This is a genomic window from Vibrio halioticoli NBRC 102217 (assembly GCF_000496695.1).
GTDB classification, from domain to species: domain Bacteria; phylum Pseudomonadota; class Gammaproteobacteria; order Enterobacterales; family Vibrionaceae; genus Vibrio; species Vibrio halioticoli.
This window is the reverse complement of sequence record NZ_BAUJ01000040.1, coordinates 18065-37595: the sequence shown is the minus strand read 5'-3', so window position 1 is coordinate 37595 and position 19531 is coordinate 18065. Positions and strand designations below refer to the sequence as shown.

Sequence of the window (19531 nt, the reverse complement as noted above, 5' to 3'; positions counted from 1 at the left end):
ATCGAGGAAAATATGTCATCGTTTAAAACTCGTTGTCCATCGTGTCATGGTTTAAACCGCGTTCCAACAGAGCGAGTCTCTGAGAGCCCAAAGTGCGGAAAATGCCAAACCCAACTGCTTGACGGGGCACCGATTGAAGGCACCAGTGATAATTTTGCCACGCTGATCAATAGTAAAGTGCCCGTTGTAGTGGATTTCTGGGCACCGTGGTGCAATCCATGTGTCGGCTTTGCGCCTGTGTTCTCTGCGGTTGCATCTGAGCGTGCAGGGCAATTGCGCTTTGTTAAAATTGATACTGAATCTCAGCAAGCATTGGGCGCACAATATGGGATTCGCAGTATTCCTACGGTCATGGTGTTTAAAGAAGGCAAGGTGCTGGATTCAGTTAACGGCGCTTTACCGAAATCTCAATTTGAGCAGTGGTTGAATCAAGCTATCAATAATTGAATAAACAATAATTGAATAAAAACGTCGTAACAGATACAAAAAATAGCAGGCATAAAAAACGAGGGATTAATTGCCCTCGTTTTTCTTTTAAAGCGCAGTAAATTTTAGAGCTAGTCTCTAAAGTTTTCGTATTGGAAAGGTTGTCCCAAATCTGAGCTTTTAATTAATGCGATAGCCGATTGTAAATCATCACGCTTTTTACCCGTGATACGCACTTTTTCGCCTTGAATACTGGCTTGTACTTTCAACTTAGCATCTTTGATGGTTTTCACTAATTTCTTAGCCATCTCTTTATCAATACCTTGTTTAAAGAGAACCGTTTGATACCAGTTTTTACCTGATGCATCAGGTTTTTGCGCATCCATAGTGTTCACGTCAACACTGCGTTTAGTCAAATTACCGCGTAAAATGTCACGCATTTGTTTTAATTGAAAGTCTGCTTCAGCGCTAAGTTTTACGGTTTCGTCTTTAAATTCAAAACTGGCTTTAACACCTCTAAAATCAAAACGGGTAGCGATTTCACGGTTTGCGTTTTCTACCGCATGGCGAATGTCGACTGTTTCGACTTCGGAAACAATGTCAAATGAAGGCATCTAATTCTCCTTAAAGTTGTGTTTTAACAGCGTCTGCTAGAATATCAAGCATTTCAATTGTGTGCTCCCAACCCAAACAAGGGTCGGTAATAGATTTGCCGTATTGCAATGCGTTTAGGTCGTCCATTGGTTGATTGCCTTCTTCGATGAAGCTCTCAGCCATGATACCTGCCACATATTGACTGCCAGATTTAATTTGCGAGGCAATCTCTTTGGCAACGTCTAATTGTTTACGGTGCTGTTTTTGGCAGTTAGCGTGGCTAAAGTCAACGATTAGACGTTGCGGTAAGCCCACTTCGCCGAGTGCATGACACGCTTTTTCTATTGACGCCTGATCAAAGTTAGGGCCAGTGTCACCGCCACGTAGGATAATGTGTCCGTGTGGGTTGCCCGATGTGCGGTACACCGTCATACGGCCATTTTTATCTGGCGAATAGAAGTAATGTGATGCTTTTGAAGCACGCACGGCGTCAATGGCAATTTTTACACTACCGTTAGTGCCGTTTTTAAAGCCTACCGGGCATGATAGAGCCGACGCCATTTCTCGGTGAATTTGTGATTCAGTAGTACGAGCGCCAATAGCGCCCCACGAGATAAGATCGGTAATGTATTGGCCTGTTACCATATCCAAAAATTCAGTGGCGGTAGGTAGGCCAAGATTATTAATATCAACCAACAGTTGACGCGCTTTATGCAAGCCAGCTTCAAGGGCATATGAGCCATCCAAATTTGGATCAGTAATTAAACCTTTCCAACCTATGATGGTACGCGGCTTTTCAAAGTAGGTACGCATCACAATAAACAGCTGATCTTTATACTGGTCTTGCAGCGCGGCAAGTCTACGAGCGTAATCAAGCGCAGCTTCAGTATCATGAATTGAACATGGTCCAACAATAACCAGACATCGTTTGTCTTCACCATCTAAAATACGTTCAATTTGCTGACGGGATTCTCTAATTGAAACAGCAAGCTCTGGTGTCAGAGGGTGTAGGTTAGATAATTCTGCAGGCGTTGGCATTGGCCCAAGAGGTTGGGTGCGCAATTCATCGGTTTTGAATGACATAGTTTTAAATCTTCTTCTTTCGAAATTGTGCTAAAGATAGCGGAATTATGAGCTGGAATAAACTTCAACCTTTAAAATCAATAAAATTAGCCTGCATTAATAAATAACTGCTCATTATTTACCCTTAAAACAGGGCTATTTACGTTTTTGTGCACTCGTTAAGCGAATAGAGCATGAATCGATCATTTTCTTGGCAGATTTTATCAATTGGCTATTTGAAACATTAAACGGTGGTGGTATTTTGATTCTAATAACAACTAGAGTCTAGGTAGGACGCAAATGCCAAATTCGGAATTACTTTTGGGCAACTCGCTGCAACAACGCAATGAAGGTGCTGAGCACGTATTACTGTCAATCGGTGATGTCATTCAAGAACGAATGTTTTTTCACCCGGCACTGATTGGTAGTGACTTAACGTTAAGTGATGCTGACCAAATGGCACTGGATGCTGTAGTTAATGGACAAGATCTGACAGAGTTTTATCAAGAAGTGCTGAATGAAACGGCGACTGAACTTGAATTAGCTCAATACAAACGTGTTCGCGTACAACTGAGTAACTGTGACAGCAGTTCTTTTTCGGCACTTATCGCAGGCAGTTTGGAAGAGTGTGAAACTAACCCTATGTTAGGAGCACGTGGCGTTTCTCGTTACGCATCGGATTTTTACAAGCCAAGTTTTGCTTTGGAATGTCAGTTTATTAAAGCGCTGCGTGAGAAAGAGATTAACGTAGAAGTGGTTGTGCCATTTGTGCGCAGTCTAAGTGATGCGGCTAAGGTTATCGACCGATTAGCAGAGCAAGGTCTTCCTCGTGGACTCAATGGCTTAAAAGTGCTGTTTGGCGCTGATACACCATCGGCGGTACTTCTTTCTGAACGTTTACTGAAATACTTTGATGGTGTGTGTGTGGATTTAGCTTCATTGACACAACTGACTTTAGGCATTGATCGTAACAACGAAGCAGTTTCTACTGGCTACAATGTGCAAAATGAAGCTGTATTGGAGCTGTTAGGTCAAGTATTAACTCAAGCTAATACAGCACGTAAATCTTCAATTGTACTGACTGAAGCGCTTGCAGAAGATATTAAGCTACAAGACTTTTTACTTGAATTCCCGCAATGTGACATTATCAACGTCGACTAATCACTTAAAACAGTACATGTGTAGCATGGGCCGATGATTTGTGTGAGTAAATCATTGGCCATATTCTTAACTGTGTTCTAATCAATAAAGTCCAGAAAAGGCTTTGTATTGTGTAACTAAGGCAATACAATCGTCGCGATATCGACTAATACGAGTAAAAAAATGATAAAAATTGGCCAACTTAACGCACTTACAATTACCCAAATCACTGATTTTGGCGTTTTTCTAGACGCATTTGATTATGGGAGTGTACTACTTCCTAAAAAACAACTCAGTGACGAGCCTGAAGTTGGTCAATCTATTAACGTGTTCCTGTACTTTGATTCAGATAACGCATTGTGCGCTACCCGCGAAAAACCAATTGCACAAGTGGGCGAGTGGGGTTTGATGGAAATCACCAGTATCAACAGCACTGGCGCATTCGTAAACTGGGGCATTGAGAAAAAAGATCTACTGATCCCTTACAGCGAACAGCGTGCCCGCTTCAATGAAGGTCAAACTATCTTAGTGTACGTTTATACCGATAATGCAAGTGGCCGTATCGTAGGCACCACTAAATTCAACAAGTGGTTAGATAAAACGCCGCAACATTATAAATCAAATCAACAAGTTGAACTGCTTATCGCTGAACGTAGTGATTTAGGCTACAAAGCGATTATTAACGGTGAGCATTGGGGCATGATCTTTAGCTCTGACGTGATTGGTAAACTGTTTATCGGTAAACGCCTAAAAGGTTACATCAAACAAGTACGTGAAGACGGCAAAATTGATTTATCGCTACAAAAAATTGGCGTGGCTAAGATGGATGATCTTAGTGAGAAAATTTTAGACTTGCTGGATAAGAAAGACGGTTTCTTGCCACTAAATGATAAGTCGACACCTGACGCTATCTTTAAAGTGTTTCGCACCAGTAAAGGTACGTTTAAGAAAACTATTGGTGGTCTGTACAAAGCAGGGCATATCACTATTGAAGCTGACGGTATTCACCGCGTTAAATAAGCGCATAGAATTAAATTGAAAGCAAAAAAATAGCCTAGGTTATCCTCACCTAGGCTTAGGGGAATGGCTCTGCTTTAGAGCCTGCGCTAATCGCACTATTGCACTAAGTTTAGTACACCGAGCGCGTCTTGCCATAACGCAAAGTCGCTCTCGGCACTAATTGATAGCATCTACCTGAATTAGAAAAGATTATTATCTCTTACCATTTCTCGTGGCAATCCATTTTTAACTCTATTGCCCACCCATTTGCCTAAACCTATTGTGACATTGTCATAACGCACTAAGATTTCGCCCTTGCCAGCACTTTGTAATGGACGAATGTCTCGACCCATATACCATTCACGTGCTTCTTCTAAGGTTAAATCGATAGCGTTTGTCTCGTTATGCTCACTCATGGCGACTACGCCTTGATGTTGCCAGCGATAGCCTTTCTTATGAGCTTCGGCAAGTTTAATGCCTATACGTTGAAAACGCATTTGACCTAATAAGGGTTCAATTAATTTTGGGAATAGCCATACTTCGTTGTCACGTTGCCAAAGTGAAAAACTACTTGGGATAGTAATGCCTAGTGTAGTGGATAACGATTTGGTTACGGCGTCACATTCTTTTGCTGATAACAATTGGAAAGGAAACTTACCTAAACGTTTTTTAACGGCAGGGGCAGTGACTGAAGCTGTCTTTTTAAATCGGGCAATAAAGAAGCCTTCGCAATCATAAACTTGCGGGTAAACGTGCAGATAACCTTCTTCGGTAGCAGAGAGCTCGGCTCCATCAAATAACTGTTGTAACGGCTCTACTTCAATGCAATCGGCAAAGGTGTCTAATAGATGCTGCACTACTTGTTGGTTCTCTTGCAGGTTTAAAGTACAAGTTGAATAGACCAAGGTTCCGTTAGGTTTTAGCGCGTGAAAGGCACTTTCGATCAGATCTTTTTGGGTGCTAGCAATTTCTTCCACCGAGGATAAACTCCAGTTTTTCATTGCATCCGCGTCTTTTCTTAATGAGCCTTCGCCTGAGCAGGGAGCGTCCAGTAAAATTGCATCAAAGGTTTCAGGAAGCCAAGAGCCAAACACGCGAGCATCAAAGTTGGTCATCGCCATGTTGCCGACGCCGCAACGCATCAAGTTGCCAAATAAAATCTTTACGCGGCTAGCGGAAAACTCGTTGGCAATCACTAAGCCATCTTTACCAATATGGCTAGCAATTTGTGTGGTTTTCGAACCAGGAGCGGCCGCCATATCCAGTACGCGAAATTCATCATTGACGTCAAGTTGCTCAAATAAGGCGGTAACGGGCATCATTGAGCTAGCTTCTTGAATGTAAAATAACCCCGCAAGATGCTGACTGGTGTTACCCAGTGAGGTGGAAGATTCATCCACATCGTCAAGCCAAAAACCCTCAGCACACCAAGGAATCGGTGTCAGTGTCCAACCCATTTCAGTGGCTTGTTGTTTAAATTCTTCAACCGATATTTTTAAGGTATTCACTCGAATACTGCGCTTTAAAGGGCGTCTGCAAGCCTCAAGCAGTTCGTCTAACTTAAGGTGACTAGGCATTTGTTGCGCGATAAGTTCAATAAACTCATCTGGGATATATACGTTCTGATGCAAGGTGGAATTCCTGTTGAGGGGAGCGAGCAAGGGAAGTGTAGCAATGCTGACGATGGGATGAAAGCGTTAAAGAGTGGCCTTTAACGCTTTATACGGATTGGGTTGAGCGCTGTTAATTCTGCGTTAGTGCGGCTTAGGAATAACAGTGCGCCATTCTAACCATTCAGGCTCTGCGGTTGCGTATAGATAAAAAGAGCGTTCAGGCTTGGCAATAGCCGACAAAGACGATGCTTCGGGGGTCGTAAATGCAATGCCGCCTTTTAATAGACTTTCTACTGTGCCCGCCTTTACTTTTGCGCCGCTAAGCCCGACCGAAATATCTAAGCCTGAAACATTCCAAAATAGGGAGTTTTCTCGAATCAAATACGCATAATCTTTATCGATATCTATACTGATGATCACTCGGTCGGCCAAATCGCCAAGGCGAACATCACTGACTAATCCCACTGGAATTTCGCGATATAAAATTGGAGTATTCGGCGCAATGGAGCCTTTGACTTTACTTTGTAGATAAAAACGAACCGTTTGTTTACCGGGTTTTTGCTGATAGAGGGTAAATTGACTTTGTCGCTGCGTACTGTGCGCAGGTTTCACTTCGATACTTGGTATTATTGCGCTGGCTAAATTCTTCACCCCAGACAAGCTAACCTCGGGGCTCACCACCCAAAAGGTAGAGCCTTTGACCGCAACTTTATTAACGTATTTAGGATAGATGCGGGCTAGCACCTCTACGCCTTGTTTATCAAAAAGGGGAGAAACCACGGTGACTTCGCCCACATCGACCCCTTGATACTTAATTTTACTGCCGTGCGTGATTGAAGCGTTTTCAGTAGCGTTTAAGCGAATAACTTTACCAAAGTGACGCGCTGCATCCTGATCCGGGTACAGCTTGTAGTGCTTACTGAGTTTATTTTCAACACCTGCAATGCTGTCAAAGGCAATGCCACCTTGCATAAGCCGTGCTAGAGGGGCAGCCTTCACTGACACCCCCGTTAATCCTGCTTCAATTTCCACCCCTGAATGGTTCCAAAATACGGTATCGGCTTTTATTAAATGTCGATATTGACTATCCAGTTTAATCGAGACTTCCATGCCGGAATGTCCAAGCTCATAATCGAGCACTTGCCCAACAACTAAGTTGCGATAGAACACTGGACTGCCAACGTTAACCGGAGGCAGTTCACTTGAAATAAGGGATAGGATTTGATGACCCGATGCACTATCAAGCGCCAACTGGGCTAACGATTCATTGTCATACAGGGCGTAGCTAGAATTAATCGATGGCTTGCCGTCTTCAATAAAGCTAATACTGCCAGCCAGTAAGTGTTGGATAGGTGGAATATCCACATTTAATGCGCCTGCGTCCAAACTCGCCGAGACGCCACTTGAGAAGTAAAAACGATTTTTAGAGCGAATCAAATCGCGATACTTAGCATCAATTAGGACGTTAATTTTAACGCCTTCTTTTTGTAGTTGTGACGACGTAACGTGTCCGACTTGAATACCTCGATATAGCACAGCAGAGCCGCTATTGAGACCGAAACTGTGTTTTGCCATTAATGACAGCGCTACATTACTGCTGTCTTGCACGTTCAGTTCATCTTGTTTAACGGCTTTAAAAGCGCGAGAGGCTTCACCTTCACCGGGTAACAAGGTGAGAAAGTTGCCGGTGACAAAGTTGCCTAGGTTGTCGATGCCACTAAGGGAAAGGGAGGCCTCTTCTAACAAAAACTGTGAGCCAGAATTTAAAAGGTCGTGATAAGCCGGTTCTATAGTGGCTTGCGCGACGATATCGGCGCGGTCTTTGCTTAATCTGATGTTAGTGATTTGACCAATTTCAATGCCGCGATAAATCAACGGTGCGCCTGACGGGTTGATGTTGTTGTCATCTGGCAGGGTAATCGAGATGGGAATGCCTCGTCCTGCGGTGGCAAGATCTGGATAGAGCCTGAATTCAGTATCCGAGTCCACTTTGTGTCCGCGAGCAGGTGAATCGACCGCTATGCCTCCGCCAATAAGGGCAGCTAAACTTTCGACGCTGACATCAACGCCATCAAAACCCACCTTGGCATTAATACCTGAGACATTCCAAAAGCGGCTTTCACTGGTAATTATGTGTTCATACTCTTCATCAATCAGCGCACGTAAAATGACAGACTTGCCTTCTTGATCAAGGTTAAAACTGTAGATCTCACCAATTGGGATTTTTCTAAATAAGATTTTAGAGCCGACATTGACCGAGCCTAAATCTTTACTGCGCAAGGTCAGTCGCAAACCTTCTATATTGCCACTGTGTAAATCTTGTGGCGCTTTTGGCAGAGCGTTGTAAGAGAGCGGCACTTTATTAAACCCAGTAGTCGCACTTTGTATAGCGATGTAATTGCCCGACACTAACGCATCTAACCCCGACACACCGGAAAGACTAGCGGTAGGTTTTACTAGCCAAAACTTAGTGTCTTCACCTAACAACTGTTTAGCATTGGGGTAGAGCTCGGCATCAACGTAAATACCATCCAGATTTGGCGCTAATTCCAGTTTTCTGACCATGCCCACTTCTAAACCTTGGAAGCGCAGTGTGGTACGCCCGGCAATTAAGCCTTGCGCGTTAGAAAAGTGAATACGGATATGTTGCCCTGATTCGCTAATGCTTTTGTACATTAGCCATCCGCCCAATAGTAAGGCAATGATGGGCAGCGCCCAAAGCGGTGAGAGTCCCGTTGAACGCTTAACTTTAGGAGACGGCAACGAAGAGTGGGTTGGCTCGGTCATGAAAAAGTATCACCAGTTGAATTAGATTGAGTTGAGTGGGTATCGTTATGGTTTTTCCATATCAATTTTGGATTTAATGCATCGGTTGCGAGCATGGTAAAAATGACGACAACACCAAAGGCTACTGCGCCATAACCTGGGGTAAAGTTCAATATTTGTCCGCGATCCACTAGTGTAAGCATAATAGACATCACAAAAAGGTCGACCATTGACCACTTTCCTATCCATTTAACGATGTAAAACAGCACCATACGTTGCTTGTGAAATACGCTGCGTTTGAAATGGATGCATAACAATAAATATAAGATCCCTAATATCTTAGCCACAGGCACTAGAATACTGGCGACAAAGATAATGATGGCAATCACCAACATGTCGTTATTAACCAGTGAAATAACGCCGGAATAAATGGTGTCTTCAAGCCTTGCACCATTGGCAAACAATATCGAGATGGGAATGACATTTGCAGGGATCAACGCGATGGTCGCGACAATTAAGAATGCCCAAGTGGCCTGTAGCGAGCGACTTTCATTAAATGCAATGGGGTGGTGGCAGCGAATGCAGCGCTTACCCACTTGTTGCACTAAGTGACATTGAGGGCAGTCTTGTAAATGATCGCTGATAGCGTCAATTTGTATTTTGGGTAGATTAGGGCGCGTAATACGCAAAGTCTGATCAAAGGATTGCCAATATTTTCTAGGGCTTACGCGTATCACTAAGGCAAGGCATACCAATTGTAATACGCCTAAAACCGGTAGCGATAAGCCAAATATCAGGTCGCTATAGTCGGTAAGTTTAAAGCAGCAAATGGCGATGCTGACGATATATACGTCAATCATCATCCAGTGCTTTAAATGATAAACACCGAACATACTCCAGCGCATTAACGAATAAAGTTTGAATTTAAGTGCAATGTTGGCAGCTACAACGCAGATACACAGGGTTATGGGCACCAGAAAACTGCAAAATAACACTAACAATGCGACAAAGGTAAATCCTTCATCCACCAGTAATACAACGCCTTCTAATAAGGTGGCATCAATGTGTTCACCAAACAAACGTATGGATAAGAAGGGAAAGAAAATCACTGGAATAAAAAGCAGTAAGCCGACTATCGCCAGTGCGACATCACCTGAGCATGTGTGACGATGACCGCGATAAAGTTGGGTGTCACAACGTGGGCAGTAAGCATTTTGATTATCGGCTATATGAGGGGCAGCCACCGTCATGCCACAACCCTGACAAAGTCTTAATTGCGAACTTGAATACTGTTCATCGTGCTGGATTGGTGAGTGCTTAGAATAGCTCATTGCAGATTTAGTCACTTACTTTCGTTGAAGGTTTATTGTTATAGTCAGTTTAGATTCAGCGATTAATGAGTTACAGTTTGCAGTATATACGCAATCTCTAAAGTTAAGTTTAAGAGAAAAGCGTATACAAAGGTTTGGTTACAATTTCAAAATAGGTGATTAAGTGAATATTAAAGACTACCAAAGGGTTATACAACAGGTTGAAGCGTTAATTGGCGATGAAACAAATATAATTGCTAATCTTGCGAACATCAGCGCTGTACTTAATATGGAATTGTCCGATATTAATTGGGTAGGCTTTTATCTTAAAGAAAACGACCAGTTAGTCTTAGGTCCATTTCAAGGCAATCCGGCCTGCATTCGCATAGAATGGGGTAAAGGGGTATGTGGTACTGCTGCAGCCACCAATACTGTGCAACGTATTGAAGATGTACACGCATTTGAAGGTCATATTGCGTGTGATGCGGCGAGTAATTCAGAGATTGTTATCCCATTTTCAATTGATGGTGAGGTGTACGGCGTATTGGACATCGATAGCCCTAAACACGGTCGATTTAGCGAAATTGATGAGCAAGGCCTAGTTTTGTTGATGGATATGGTCGAAAAATTGCTCAATAAAGCAATTAACTCTAAGTAAAATAACACTCGGGAGTGGTTTTTACTTGGCATCTCTTTATAATAGCGCAGAATATTATTGAGAATCTCGCGCACAAAGTCGCGTTTAATCAGGAACCCGCATGGAAAACACCGAAAAATTAAAAACCAGCAAAGAAGTGATTGCGTACATTGCTGAATGCTTCCCTAAGTGCTTTACTTTAGAAGGTGAAGCTAAACCTCTGAAAATTGGTATTTTTCAAGATTTAGCAGAACGTTTAAGTGAAGATGCGAAAGTGAGCAAGACTCAACTTAGAGCAGCGCTAAGACAATACACTTCTTCTTGGCGTTACCTTCATGGCGTCAAAACTGGTGCGGTACGTGTTGACCTAGATGGCAACGACTGTGGCGTACTAGAACAAGAACATGTGGATCATGCGCAACAAGCTCTTGCTGAAAGCAAAGCTCGCGTAGCAGCTCGCAGAAAAGAGCAAGCTGATAAAGCTCGTGAAGAGCAAAAAGCAAAACGTGCTCAAGCTAAAAAAGCCGCGCCAGCTCGTAAACCTAAACCACGAGTTGAGCAAGCGAAGAAAGCCCCAGTTGAAACACGTACATTGAACAACGATGAAATCACTGTTGGTAACAATGTAAATGTGAATATGGGTAAAGGCAACATGGCTGCGACCATCGTTGAAGTCAACAAGGATGATGTGCGAGTGCAACTCAATAATGGCCTACAAATGGTCGTTAAGGCGGAGCATCTTCGCGCCTAAAAGGAGCTTATCCTGCGAATGAAAATGCGTTCAAAGATTACGCTGATTGCAGCTAGCGTTATGCTAGCTGCGTCTGCACAGGCTGTTGAAGCTAAACTGTCGGTAAAAGATTTACCGGTTCTCACCCCTGAGCTTCAACACCAAACGGCTGCAAAACGAGTTACTTCTCGTTTTACTCGTTCTCACTACAAGCAATTTAAGCTTGATGACCAATTTTCAGCGGAGATATTTGATCGATATCTCAACATGCTAGATTTTAGTCGTAACCTCTTTACTCAATCAGAAGTCGACGGTTTCAAAACTGAACGTACCCAACTTGATGAAGCTCTCGTTGCCGGTGATAACACTATTGCTTTTGAGCTTTATAATATTGCGATGCGTAAACGCTTTGAACGTTATAGCTATGCTCTCTCTTTGCTCGACCACGAAATTAAGTTTGATGTGGATGAATCGATAGAGTTAGACCGCAGCAAAGAAGCTTGGCCTGTTGATGAAAAAGAAATTAACGACCTGTGGCGTAAACGCGTTAAATACGATGCGTTAAACTTGGCGCTGACAGATAAAAAATGGCCTGAGATCAAAGAGATACTGACTAAGCGTTATAACAACGCCATGAAACGAATCTCTCAATCTCACAGTGAAGATGTCTTTCAGCTGTATATGAACGCCTTCGCTCGCCAAGTCGACCCTCACACTAGCTATTTATCACCTCGCAACGCAGACTCATTCCAAGCGGAAATGAACCTTTCTTTAGAAGGGATTGGCGCTGTATTACAAATGACCGATGACTACACTGTTATTCGCTCACTTGTCGCTGGTGGACCTGCTGCAAAAAGTAAAGAATTGCACGATGGCGATCGCATTATTGGCGTAGGTCAAGAAGGCAAAGAGATTGTCGATGTAATCGGTTGGCGTTTAGATGACGTTGTCGAATTGATCAAAGGTCCAAAAGGCACCAAAGTCATTTTGCAGATTTTGCCTGAAGGTAAAGATGCGAAAAGCCGTGAAGTGACCATTGTTCGTGACAAAGTTCGCTTGGAAGATCGCGCAGTTAAATCTGAAGTGATTGAAAAAGACGGCAAAAAGTTTGGTGTACTTGAAGTACCTAGCTTCTATGTTGGTTTATCTAAAGATACCGATAAACTGATTACGGAACTCAAAGCCAAAAACGTTGATGGCATCATTGTTGATCTGCGTAACAACGGCGGCGGTGCGTTAACCGAAGCAACTGCGTTATCTGGCCTGTTTATTACTAGTGGCCCTGTGGTGCAAGTTCGTGACAGCTATGGCCGCATTAATGTGAATTCTGATAATGATAATCTGATCAGTTATGACGGGCCGATGACGGTACTGATTAACCGCTACAGTGCATCCGCCTCTGAAATCTTTGCCGCTGCTATGCAAGATTATGGCCGCGCCATTATTCTGGGTGAGAATTCCTTTGGTAAAGGTACAGTGCAGCAGCACCGCTCGTTAAATCATATTTATGATTTGTTCGACAATGAGTTAGGGTATGTGCAATACACTATCCAGAAATTCTATCGAATTAACGGTGGCAGTACCCAAAACAAAGGTGTGATCCCAGATATTCAATATCCAACACCGATTGATCCTGCTGAAACGGGCGAGAGCGTTGAAGACAATGCATTGCCATGGGACAGTATTGAACCCGCTAAATACAACACAATGACTGACGACACAGCTCTTGTTAAGCAGTTGACTGCACAACATGAACAACGTGTGCAAAAAGACATTGAGTTTGGTTTCATTAAAGAAGACATCGCTCGTTATAAAGAAGATAAAGATTCTAATGAACTGTCTTTAAACTTGAAGACACGCCAACAAGAATCGGATAAACGAGACCAAGAGCGTTTACAGCGAATCAACACTCGCCAGAAATCCCTTGGTGAAAAAGCCTTTAAGTCTTTAGACGATGTTCCAAAGGACTATAAAGCGCCAGATGCTTATCTTGATGAGTCAGTTGCTGTCATGGTAGATATGTTGTCGGATACAGCAAACTAATTCGTGTTTAACGGGTAGTACAACGTAAAATTAAAAAGTGGCTTTAGGCCACTTTTTTTGTGTCTGTGAATTATGCGATGCACAAATTCAGTGTGAGAGAGATCAAATTTTTCGCATATTTTCCTAACTCGCTCTAAGCTTATTAAGTGAACGCAAGTTGGGGATTGTGATGAAAAAATTATTATTGGTGTTAATCATGATGCTGTTGCTGCCGTTTAAGGTCAGTGCTGATAACAACCCAGAAGCCAGTTTCGATTATCCGTTTATCCTTGGTGAGTGGTATATCTCTAATACTGAACCCGATTCTAACCAAGAAGACTTTTTGGCGATTCGTTTGCGTTTAAGCTCTAATTATTCGTTTTCTATTGATATTCAAAAGCGAGATTATTCAGTAGAGCATTGGCAAGGCACGTATAACGCCAGTAATGACAGCATTATTTTGGGTTTAGATACACCAACGCCACAAGTTTATGCCTATACGACTACACACAACCGTCTCAATTTAAATGGCATTACGTTTTACAAAGCATTATCAACGCCATTAGCGGGGGTATGGTCGAGTCAAACATTATCCGGTGATGATTTACTGGCCAGTAATGTGCAAAAACTGGATCTTGTTTTACAGCCAGATTTTGTGTTCATGTCACGATCCAGTGGTATTGATGGTCAAGAGTCGATAAAGCGGGGCATTTATTATATTGAAGACGAGCATATTGTTTTGCTCTACGAAAACGGCGAAACCCAATCCAGTTACAATCTGCAAGATGACATCTTAACGTTGTCGGGGGCGGGTACAGATATGTATGCTGAGCTGGCAAGGGTGCGTTAATTAAAGTGAGCCCGTTGATTTTCGTTTACTCTGAATCACCATCACTCGTAACCTAGCGTAATAGCATATATAAAGGTGCTGCTCGGTCTAGGCATTGCGCTTTGGTGGTGCGATTACAAAGGGCTTAGATTTAAAGTTTGTAGCTGTTATTTGTAAGCTGGGAGTGTTGGCAAACTCATTTCTGCCCCGAAACCGTTTAGGGCAATTACTCTAGACCAGCCGTGGAACAATACGTATTCTAAAGTGTTTGTTAATCCTGTACTTAATAGTGAAAAGAGCGCATAACAAACGCTTCAATTCGATTCGTAACGCCTGGCACTTTTGGTGTGAATGTTGGTTTTTGTTTACGGTGGCCAATTGATGTTTCGTGGTGCGTTACTTACAACTTAAGCGGGCGTTGATGTTTTCTAGTTGATGCGATCCATTGCAGCCTTGTATACTTTTCCTTTGTCACGTTTTCCCACAGAAATTACGGTAACCGTAACTACAGAATCATTTACTTCATAAACTAACCGATAACCTGCTTGTCTAAGCTTAATTTTATATAATTCGTTACTGCCAGATAACTTGGCGCTTTCGATATGTGGATTAATTAAAATATCGGTTAACTTTTTTTTAAACTGTGATTGAATCGTCGCACCTAACTTTTTCCATTCTTTAAGTGCTGACTTTTTAAACTCTAACTCATAGGTCATTTAAACTAACCTTTACACTAGCTTCATTTTTACGTTGTTCAACAATGGAAAGTAGCTCTAAATCTTCAATATGATCCATTAAAAACTCATAAGTCTCTGCTGGTACGCAATAAAATGCAGGTTCATTTCTATTTAAAACCGCAATGGCTTCTCCGTGAGCACTCAATGCGACTTTCATAGGGTTTGCTTTAAGCTCGCTAATACTTGCAGCTGCTTCAGTTAATATTCTCGTTGTCATGCTTTACTCAGTACGTTTAAGTGGTCTTTAGTTAGGGCTAGTATAAACGGCGAAACATAACAAGTCACTAAAGCAGGACAATTAACAGTGGGTTTTTGCTCCTGTGTTGCTTATTTTAACCAACTATTATTTGCCTCTTAGTGAGTAATGCCGATCAGGTAAGAAATTTTTCAGATCATTTGAGCGATCCTTAAATTGCTTCAAAATCCAATATTAGGAAACTAATATCGAATTTTTTTATGTCTCTAGAATGCCAACTAGCCACTACCTTTAAGTCATGTAATACCTTCCATCAGTTTGACAGATACTCTGATATTCTTAGTCAAGAGCTTATTCAGCAAGGCTTTGAGAAAGCAGGTGTAGCAACGGTTCGAAGACGACGGTTACCTCTGGAGGCCGTGCTTTGGTCTGTTGTTGGTATGAGCCTTTTTCGTCAGCAATCAGTATGGGACATAGCTAACCAACTCGATATTGTCCTACCAAACAAACAGCGCTTTGTTGCTCTAAGTGCTGTCGTTCAAGCAAGGCAGCGGCTTGGCGAAGAAGGGTTAAACAAGTCTTTAAGACGATGGCAGCTCAAAGCTACAAAACTTCTAGCTTTGAAAAATGATGAGGATTAAATTTGCTTGCCGTTGACGGCGTTATGACATGCCGCCTAGTGAGCGAACGATGGTAATGCGAGAGCTTAATTCTATGGGAATAAATGACATGACTTTGTTCCCAGATTTTGATGGTTTGTGTCAGCATTTGAAAGAAGTGCACTTTACAAGCCAGCAACGAATGATACCGCCGCCACCGGTGCATGAAACCAAGGCATAACAACAATTAAACAGGGACTAAAACGCTCGGCATTATTGCTTTGAAGCAAAATTTTATGCTAATCGTTTTAGCCCGTTAATTGGACGTTGATATAACCCTGTTCTTGCCCAATAATGTGCACCACCACACGCTTCAACGCCAATAGACCGTTATATATACTGGGGTAACAATTTGGTCGACATTAATGCAGTACGACCAAATACAAGTAGAGCAGTTTAGTAATTTAAATGATTAGGCGAGTAAAGTGCTTGAGTTGAGTTCGCATATAACAATCGACTATGGCACGGTTTGCCTTACTCGAAGTAATCCGTAAATTAGCTGATTCACTAACACAGAATTGCCCAATAACGTGCTGGATTTTTGTGCCGAAGAGTACGTGATAGAACAAATTTTTGTCCCAGAAAAACGCCTCAATGTGTCTGAAGTTCGTGACTATACATTAAGGCGTTTGAGTTACGTTTGCTAGGTTAAAGCAACAGGAAAACACAATGGTTTGCCGCTCGGTGCCTTTTTAATGTCATTGTTAACAGTGTGGTTAATGGTTTTTTAACCGCAAATTAGCGTAATTTCGGCTAAAGATCGAAGATAAATACATCAAATGTAAATCTTTGTGTCAGAGATTTGTGAATACCGCATCAGAATACTTGTAATTGTGCTGATAAAAATAGAATCTAAGCTATTAAGAACCCCCAATTCAAAGGAAGTACGAATGCAAGATACAGCTTCTGCTCAGCCTGTAGCCAAATATCGTAAAGATTACACAGCGCCTTCTCATACTATCAGCACGCTTGACTTGCTGTTTAAATTGCACAACACCGAAACTTTGGTGACAGCAACCTCGCAAGTGACTGCCAACCAAGGTGCAACTGAACTTGCATTAGTCGGCGAGCAACTTTCATTACAAGCGGTATTAGTCGATGGCAATGCTTGGTCTGACTATGTACGTACTGATGAAGGTTTGACTATTTCAAACCTGCCACAATCCTTTGAACTGACAATTACCACACAAGTGGATCCTTCAGCGAATACTGCACTGGAAGGTTTGTACTTGTCTGACGGCGCATTTTGTACTCAGTGTGAGGCAGAAGGCTTTAGACGTATTACTTACTTCTTAGATAGACCTGACGTTCTGGCTAAATACACCACAACGATTGAAGCTGACAAACAAGAGTTTCCTTTCTTACTCAGTAACGGTAACAAAGTGGCGCAGGGCGATCTTGAAAATGGTCGTCACTGGGTTAAATGGCAAGACCCGCATCCAAAACCAAGCTACTTGTTTGCATTGGTTGCCGGTGACTTCGATCAACTAACGGATACCTTTACCACGTGTTCTGGTCGTGAAGTAGCCCTTGAGATTTTTGTGGATAAAGGCAACGTCGAACGTGCACATCATGCAATGCTCAGCCTTAAAAACTCAATGAAATGGGACGAAGAGCGCTTTGGCCTTGAATACGATCTTGATATCTACATGATTGTAGCGGTTGATTTCTTCAACATGGGCGCAATGGAAAACAAAGGCCTTAACGTCTTTAACTCTAAATTCGTACTTGCGGATCAATCTACTGCCACTGACAAGGATTACCTTGGCATTGAAGCTGTGATTGGTCACGAATACTTCCATAACTGGACGGGTAACCGCGTCACTTGTCGCGATTGGTTCCAGCTTAGCCTTAAAGAAGGTCTAACTGTATTTAGAGATCAAGAATTTTCAAGTGATCTCGGTTCTCGCTCTGTAAACCGTATTAACAATGTACGCATTATTCGTGGTCCACAGTTTGCTGAAGATGCAAGCCCAATGTCGCATCCTATTCGCCCTGAAAAAGTGATTGAGATGAACAACTTCTACACTTTGACTGTGTATGAAAAAGGCAGTGAAGTGATTCGCATGATTCACACACTTCTAGGCGAGCAAGCGTTCCAAGCGGGCATTAAATTGTACTTTGAACGCCATGATGGCACAGCTGCAACTTGTGATGACTTTGTGGCGGCAATGCAAGATGCATCTGGCGTTGACTTAAGCCAATTCAAATTGTGGTACAGCCAATCAGGCACGCCAACAGTAACTGTGACTGATTCGTATGATGCGCAAGCTAAAACTTACACATTAGACATTGCTCAGCACACGGCGCCAACCGCCACTCAGCAAGAGAAACAAGCTCTGCACATTCCGTTTGATGTAGAACTGTACCGTAATGATGGTAGCGTTATCACACCTATCATTGGCGGCAAAGAACATTCAACATTGCTGCATGTGACGAAAGACTCACAACGTTTTGTGTTTGAACAAGTCGACGAAGCGCCAACACCATCGTTGTTACGTGAATTTACCGCTCCTGTGAAACTTGAGTATCAATATACTGAGCAGCAATTAGTCTTGCTAATGAAGTGTGCAACCAACGAAGTTTCTCGCTGGGATGCAGGCCAAACCTTAATGTCACAGTATATTAAAGAAGCAATTACCAATGGCACTGAAATTAAGTTGTCTGCTGAAGTGCTTAACTCGTTTAGAGCATTACTTACAGATACCAGCCTTGATAGCGCTTTTGTTGCTGAAGCATTAACTCTACCACCTCATAGCGAAGTTAGCGGTTGGTTTGATGTGATTGATGTTGATGCAATTTCAAAAGCATTAACTGAGTTGAAACTGGCATTGGCAACAGGCCTTGAAAGTGAACTGTTGAACACTTACCAATCCTTTAGCAGCGAAAGCTATGACATTTCACATCCAAGCATTGCTAAGCGTTCATTGCGCAATACTTGCTTGAGCTACTTGTCGTATCTCCCAGCACATCAAGAGTTAGCCAAAGCACAGTTTGAAGCTAGCGATAACATGACCGACACTATGGGCGCACTGTCTGCAGCAAACCAAAGTGATCTTACTTGTCGTGAAACGTTAATGGATGCGTACAGCGAACGTTGGGCACATGACGGTTTAGTGATGGATAAATGGTTTATGTTGCAAGGGACTAAGCCGAGTCTTGATGCGCTAGCCGGTGTTAAAGCGTCGATGAACCACAGCGCCTTTAGCATGCAAAACCCTAACCGTGTACGTAACTTGATTGGCGCATTCTTCGCCAACCCATATGGCTTGCACGCTATTGATGGCAGTGGCTATCGTTTTGCCGGTGAGATGCTGCAAAAACTCAACAGCAGTAACCCGCAAGTGGCGTCACGCTTGATTGACCCTTTACTTAAATTTGCTCGTTACGATGACACTCGTAAAGCAATGATGCGTAAAGAGCTAGAGATTTTGCGTGACACGCCAGATCTAGCGAAAGATCTATTTGAAAAAGTAGAAGCCGCACTAAAGTAATAGGGCATAAATGTTTAGATGAAATAGATTTTTAGATTGCATGAGTCGATGAATATTCATGGCTAAAATCTTGACACTAGCACTTAACATTCTCATTGTTATGAAACCAAAGGCTTAGCATCACGCTAAGCCTTTTTTTGTTCTATATTCAAGGGAAAGATGTCCTTATTAACATCATCATCACATATCTAACATTTTTAGAGATAAGCACTTTATTTTAATCACTAAGATGAAATAAAAACCCTACAATGGCGTCAATAAGCAGCGATTTGTGCTTATCCCTAGTGAAACAGATACTTAGTTCTACCTATATAACA

Annotated in this window: 17 protein-coding genes; 10 read left to right on the top strand and 7 right to left on the bottom strand. The window is 42.5% G+C overall.

Annotated features, from left to right (window positions below; genetic code table 11):
- Positions 1–12: 12 nt before the first annotated feature.
- Positions 13–447 (top strand): thioredoxin TrxC, encoded by a 435-nt coding sequence (gene trxC / locus VHA01S_RS12270; RefSeq protein ID WP_023404693.1) that lies wholly within the window; start codon positions 13–15, stop codon positions 445–447.
- A 110-nt stretch (positions 448–557) separates the two neighbouring features.
- On the opposite strand, the gene VHA01S_RS12265 is transcribed toward trxC, so the two are convergent.
- Together VHA01S_RS12265 and VHA01S_RS12260 are read right to left on the bottom strand one after the other, a co-directional pair.
- On the bottom strand, positions 558–1040 hold the full coding sequence (locus VHA01S_RS12265) for a YajQ family cyclic di-GMP-binding protein (protein ID WP_023404692.1): 483 nt from the start codon (positions 1038–1040) through the stop codon (positions 558–560).
- Between the two features lie 10 nt (positions 1041–1050).
- Complete coding sequence (locus VHA01S_RS12260; RefSeq protein ID WP_023404691.1) at positions 1051–2103, bottom strand: 3-deoxy-7-phosphoheptulonate synthase; 1053 nt, start codon at positions 2101–2103, stop codon at positions 1051–1053.
- 279 nt (positions 2104–2382) lie between these two features.
- Here VHA01S_RS12260 and VHA01S_RS12255 point away from each other — a divergent pair, with 279 nt between their 5' ends.
- Together VHA01S_RS12255 and VHA01S_RS12250 are read left to right on the top strand one after the other, a co-directional pair.
- Positions 2383–3243, top strand: coding sequence for a putative PEP-binding protein (locus VHA01S_RS12255; RefSeq protein ID WP_023404690.1), 861 nt, complete (start codon positions 2383–2385; stop codon positions 3241–3243).
- Positions 3244–3405: 162 nt separating this feature from the next.
- Positions 3406–4242 carry a CvfB family protein gene (locus tag VHA01S_RS12250; RefSeq protein ID WP_023404689.1) on the top strand — a complete coding sequence of 279 codons (837 nt, stop codon included), beginning with the start codon at positions 3406–3408 and terminating at the stop codon, positions 4240–4242.
- Between the two features lie 179 nt (positions 4243–4421).
- Here the strand turns inward: VHA01S_RS12250 and rsmF are convergent, their stop codons facing one another.
- The 3 genes from rsmF to VHA01S_RS12235 form a co-directional block, all read right to left on the bottom strand.
- Positions 4422–5852, bottom strand: a complete 1431-nt coding sequence (rsmF, locus tag VHA01S_RS12245) for a 16S rRNA (cytosine(1407)-C(5))-methyltransferase RsmF (protein ID WP_023404688.1) — start codon at positions 5850–5852, stop codon at positions 4422–4424.
- Between the two features lie 123 nt (positions 5853–5975).
- Positions 5976–8621 carry an MlaD family protein gene (locus tag VHA01S_RS12240; protein ID WP_023404687.1) on the bottom strand — a complete coding sequence of 882 codons (2646 nt, stop codon included), beginning with the start codon at positions 8619–8621 and terminating at the stop codon, positions 5976–5978.
- Positions 8618–9931: a paraquat-inducible protein A gene (locus VHA01S_RS12235; RefSeq protein WP_052029619.1), complete on the bottom strand. Its 1314-nt coding sequence runs from the start codon at positions 9929–9931 to the stop codon at positions 8618–8620. The genes VHA01S_RS12240 and VHA01S_RS12235 overlap by 4 nt, the downstream gene beginning before the upstream one ends.
- Positions 9932–10094: 163 nt before the next feature.
- On the opposite strand from VHA01S_RS12235, the gene msrC reads away from it, so the two are divergent.
- The 4 genes from msrC (at position 10095) to VHA01S_RS12215 (ending at position 14149) form a co-directional block, all read left to right on the top strand.
- Positions 10095–10568 carry a free L-methionine (R)-S-oxide reductase MsrC gene (msrC, locus tag VHA01S_RS12230; RefSeq protein WP_023404685.1) on the top strand — a complete coding sequence of 158 codons (474 nt, stop codon included), beginning with the start codon at positions 10095–10097 and terminating at the stop codon, positions 10566–10568.
- Positions 10569–10668: 100 nt separating this feature from the next.
- On the top strand, positions 10669–11298 hold the full coding sequence (gene proQ, locus VHA01S_RS12225) for an RNA chaperone ProQ (RefSeq protein WP_023404684.1): 630 nt from the start codon (positions 10669–10671) through the stop codon (positions 11296–11298).
- Between the two features lie 18 nt (positions 11299–11316).
- A complete protein-coding gene (gene prc, locus VHA01S_RS12220) occupies positions 11317–13320 on the top strand; it encodes a carboxy terminal-processing peptidase (protein ID WP_023404683.1) in 2004 nt (667 codons plus the stop codon).
- A 169-nt stretch (positions 13321–13489) separates the two neighbouring features.
- Positions 13490–14149: a hypothetical protein gene (locus tag VHA01S_RS12215; protein WP_023404682.1), complete on the top strand. Its 660-nt coding sequence runs from the start codon at positions 13490–13492 to the stop codon at positions 14147–14149.
- Positions 14150–14556: 407 nt separating this feature from the next.
- On the opposite strand, the gene VHA01S_RS12210 is transcribed toward VHA01S_RS12215, so the two are convergent.
- Together VHA01S_RS12210 and VHA01S_RS12205 are read right to left on the bottom strand one after the other, a co-directional pair.
- Positions 14557–14844 (bottom strand): type II toxin-antitoxin system RelE family toxin, encoded by a 288-nt coding sequence (locus VHA01S_RS12210; protein ID WP_023404681.1) that lies wholly within the window; start codon positions 14842–14844, stop codon positions 14557–14559.
- A complete protein-coding gene (locus VHA01S_RS12205; protein ID WP_023404680.1) occupies positions 14834–15082 on the bottom strand; it encodes a type II toxin-antitoxin system Phd/YefM family antitoxin in 249 nt (82 codons plus the stop codon). The genes VHA01S_RS12210 and VHA01S_RS12205 overlap by 11 nt, the downstream gene beginning before the upstream one ends.
- A 239-nt stretch (positions 15083–15321) precedes the next feature.
- Here VHA01S_RS12205 and VHA01S_RS12200 point away from each other — a divergent pair, with 239 nt between their 5' ends.
- The 3 genes from VHA01S_RS12200 (at position 15322) to pepN (ending at position 19214) form a co-directional block, all read left to right on the top strand.
- The gene (locus VHA01S_RS12200) at positions 15322–15702 is read left to right on the top strand and encodes a transposase domain-containing protein (RefSeq protein WP_023404679.1); all 381 of its coding nucleotides are present in this window, start codon (positions 15322–15324) and stop codon (positions 15700–15702) included.
- Positions 15703–15730: 28 nt separating this feature from the next.
- Positions 15731–15901 carry a hypothetical protein gene (locus VHA01S_RS18165; protein ID WP_217995352.1) on the top strand — a complete coding sequence of 57 codons (171 nt, stop codon included), beginning with the start codon at positions 15731–15733 and terminating at the stop codon, positions 15899–15901.
- 709 nt (positions 15902–16610) lie between these two features.
- Positions 16611–19214 carry an aminopeptidase N gene (gene pepN / locus VHA01S_RS12195; protein WP_023404678.1) on the top strand — a complete coding sequence of 868 codons (2604 nt, stop codon included), beginning with the start codon at positions 16611–16613 and terminating at the stop codon, positions 19212–19214.
- Positions 19215–19531 lie beyond the last annotated feature (317 nt).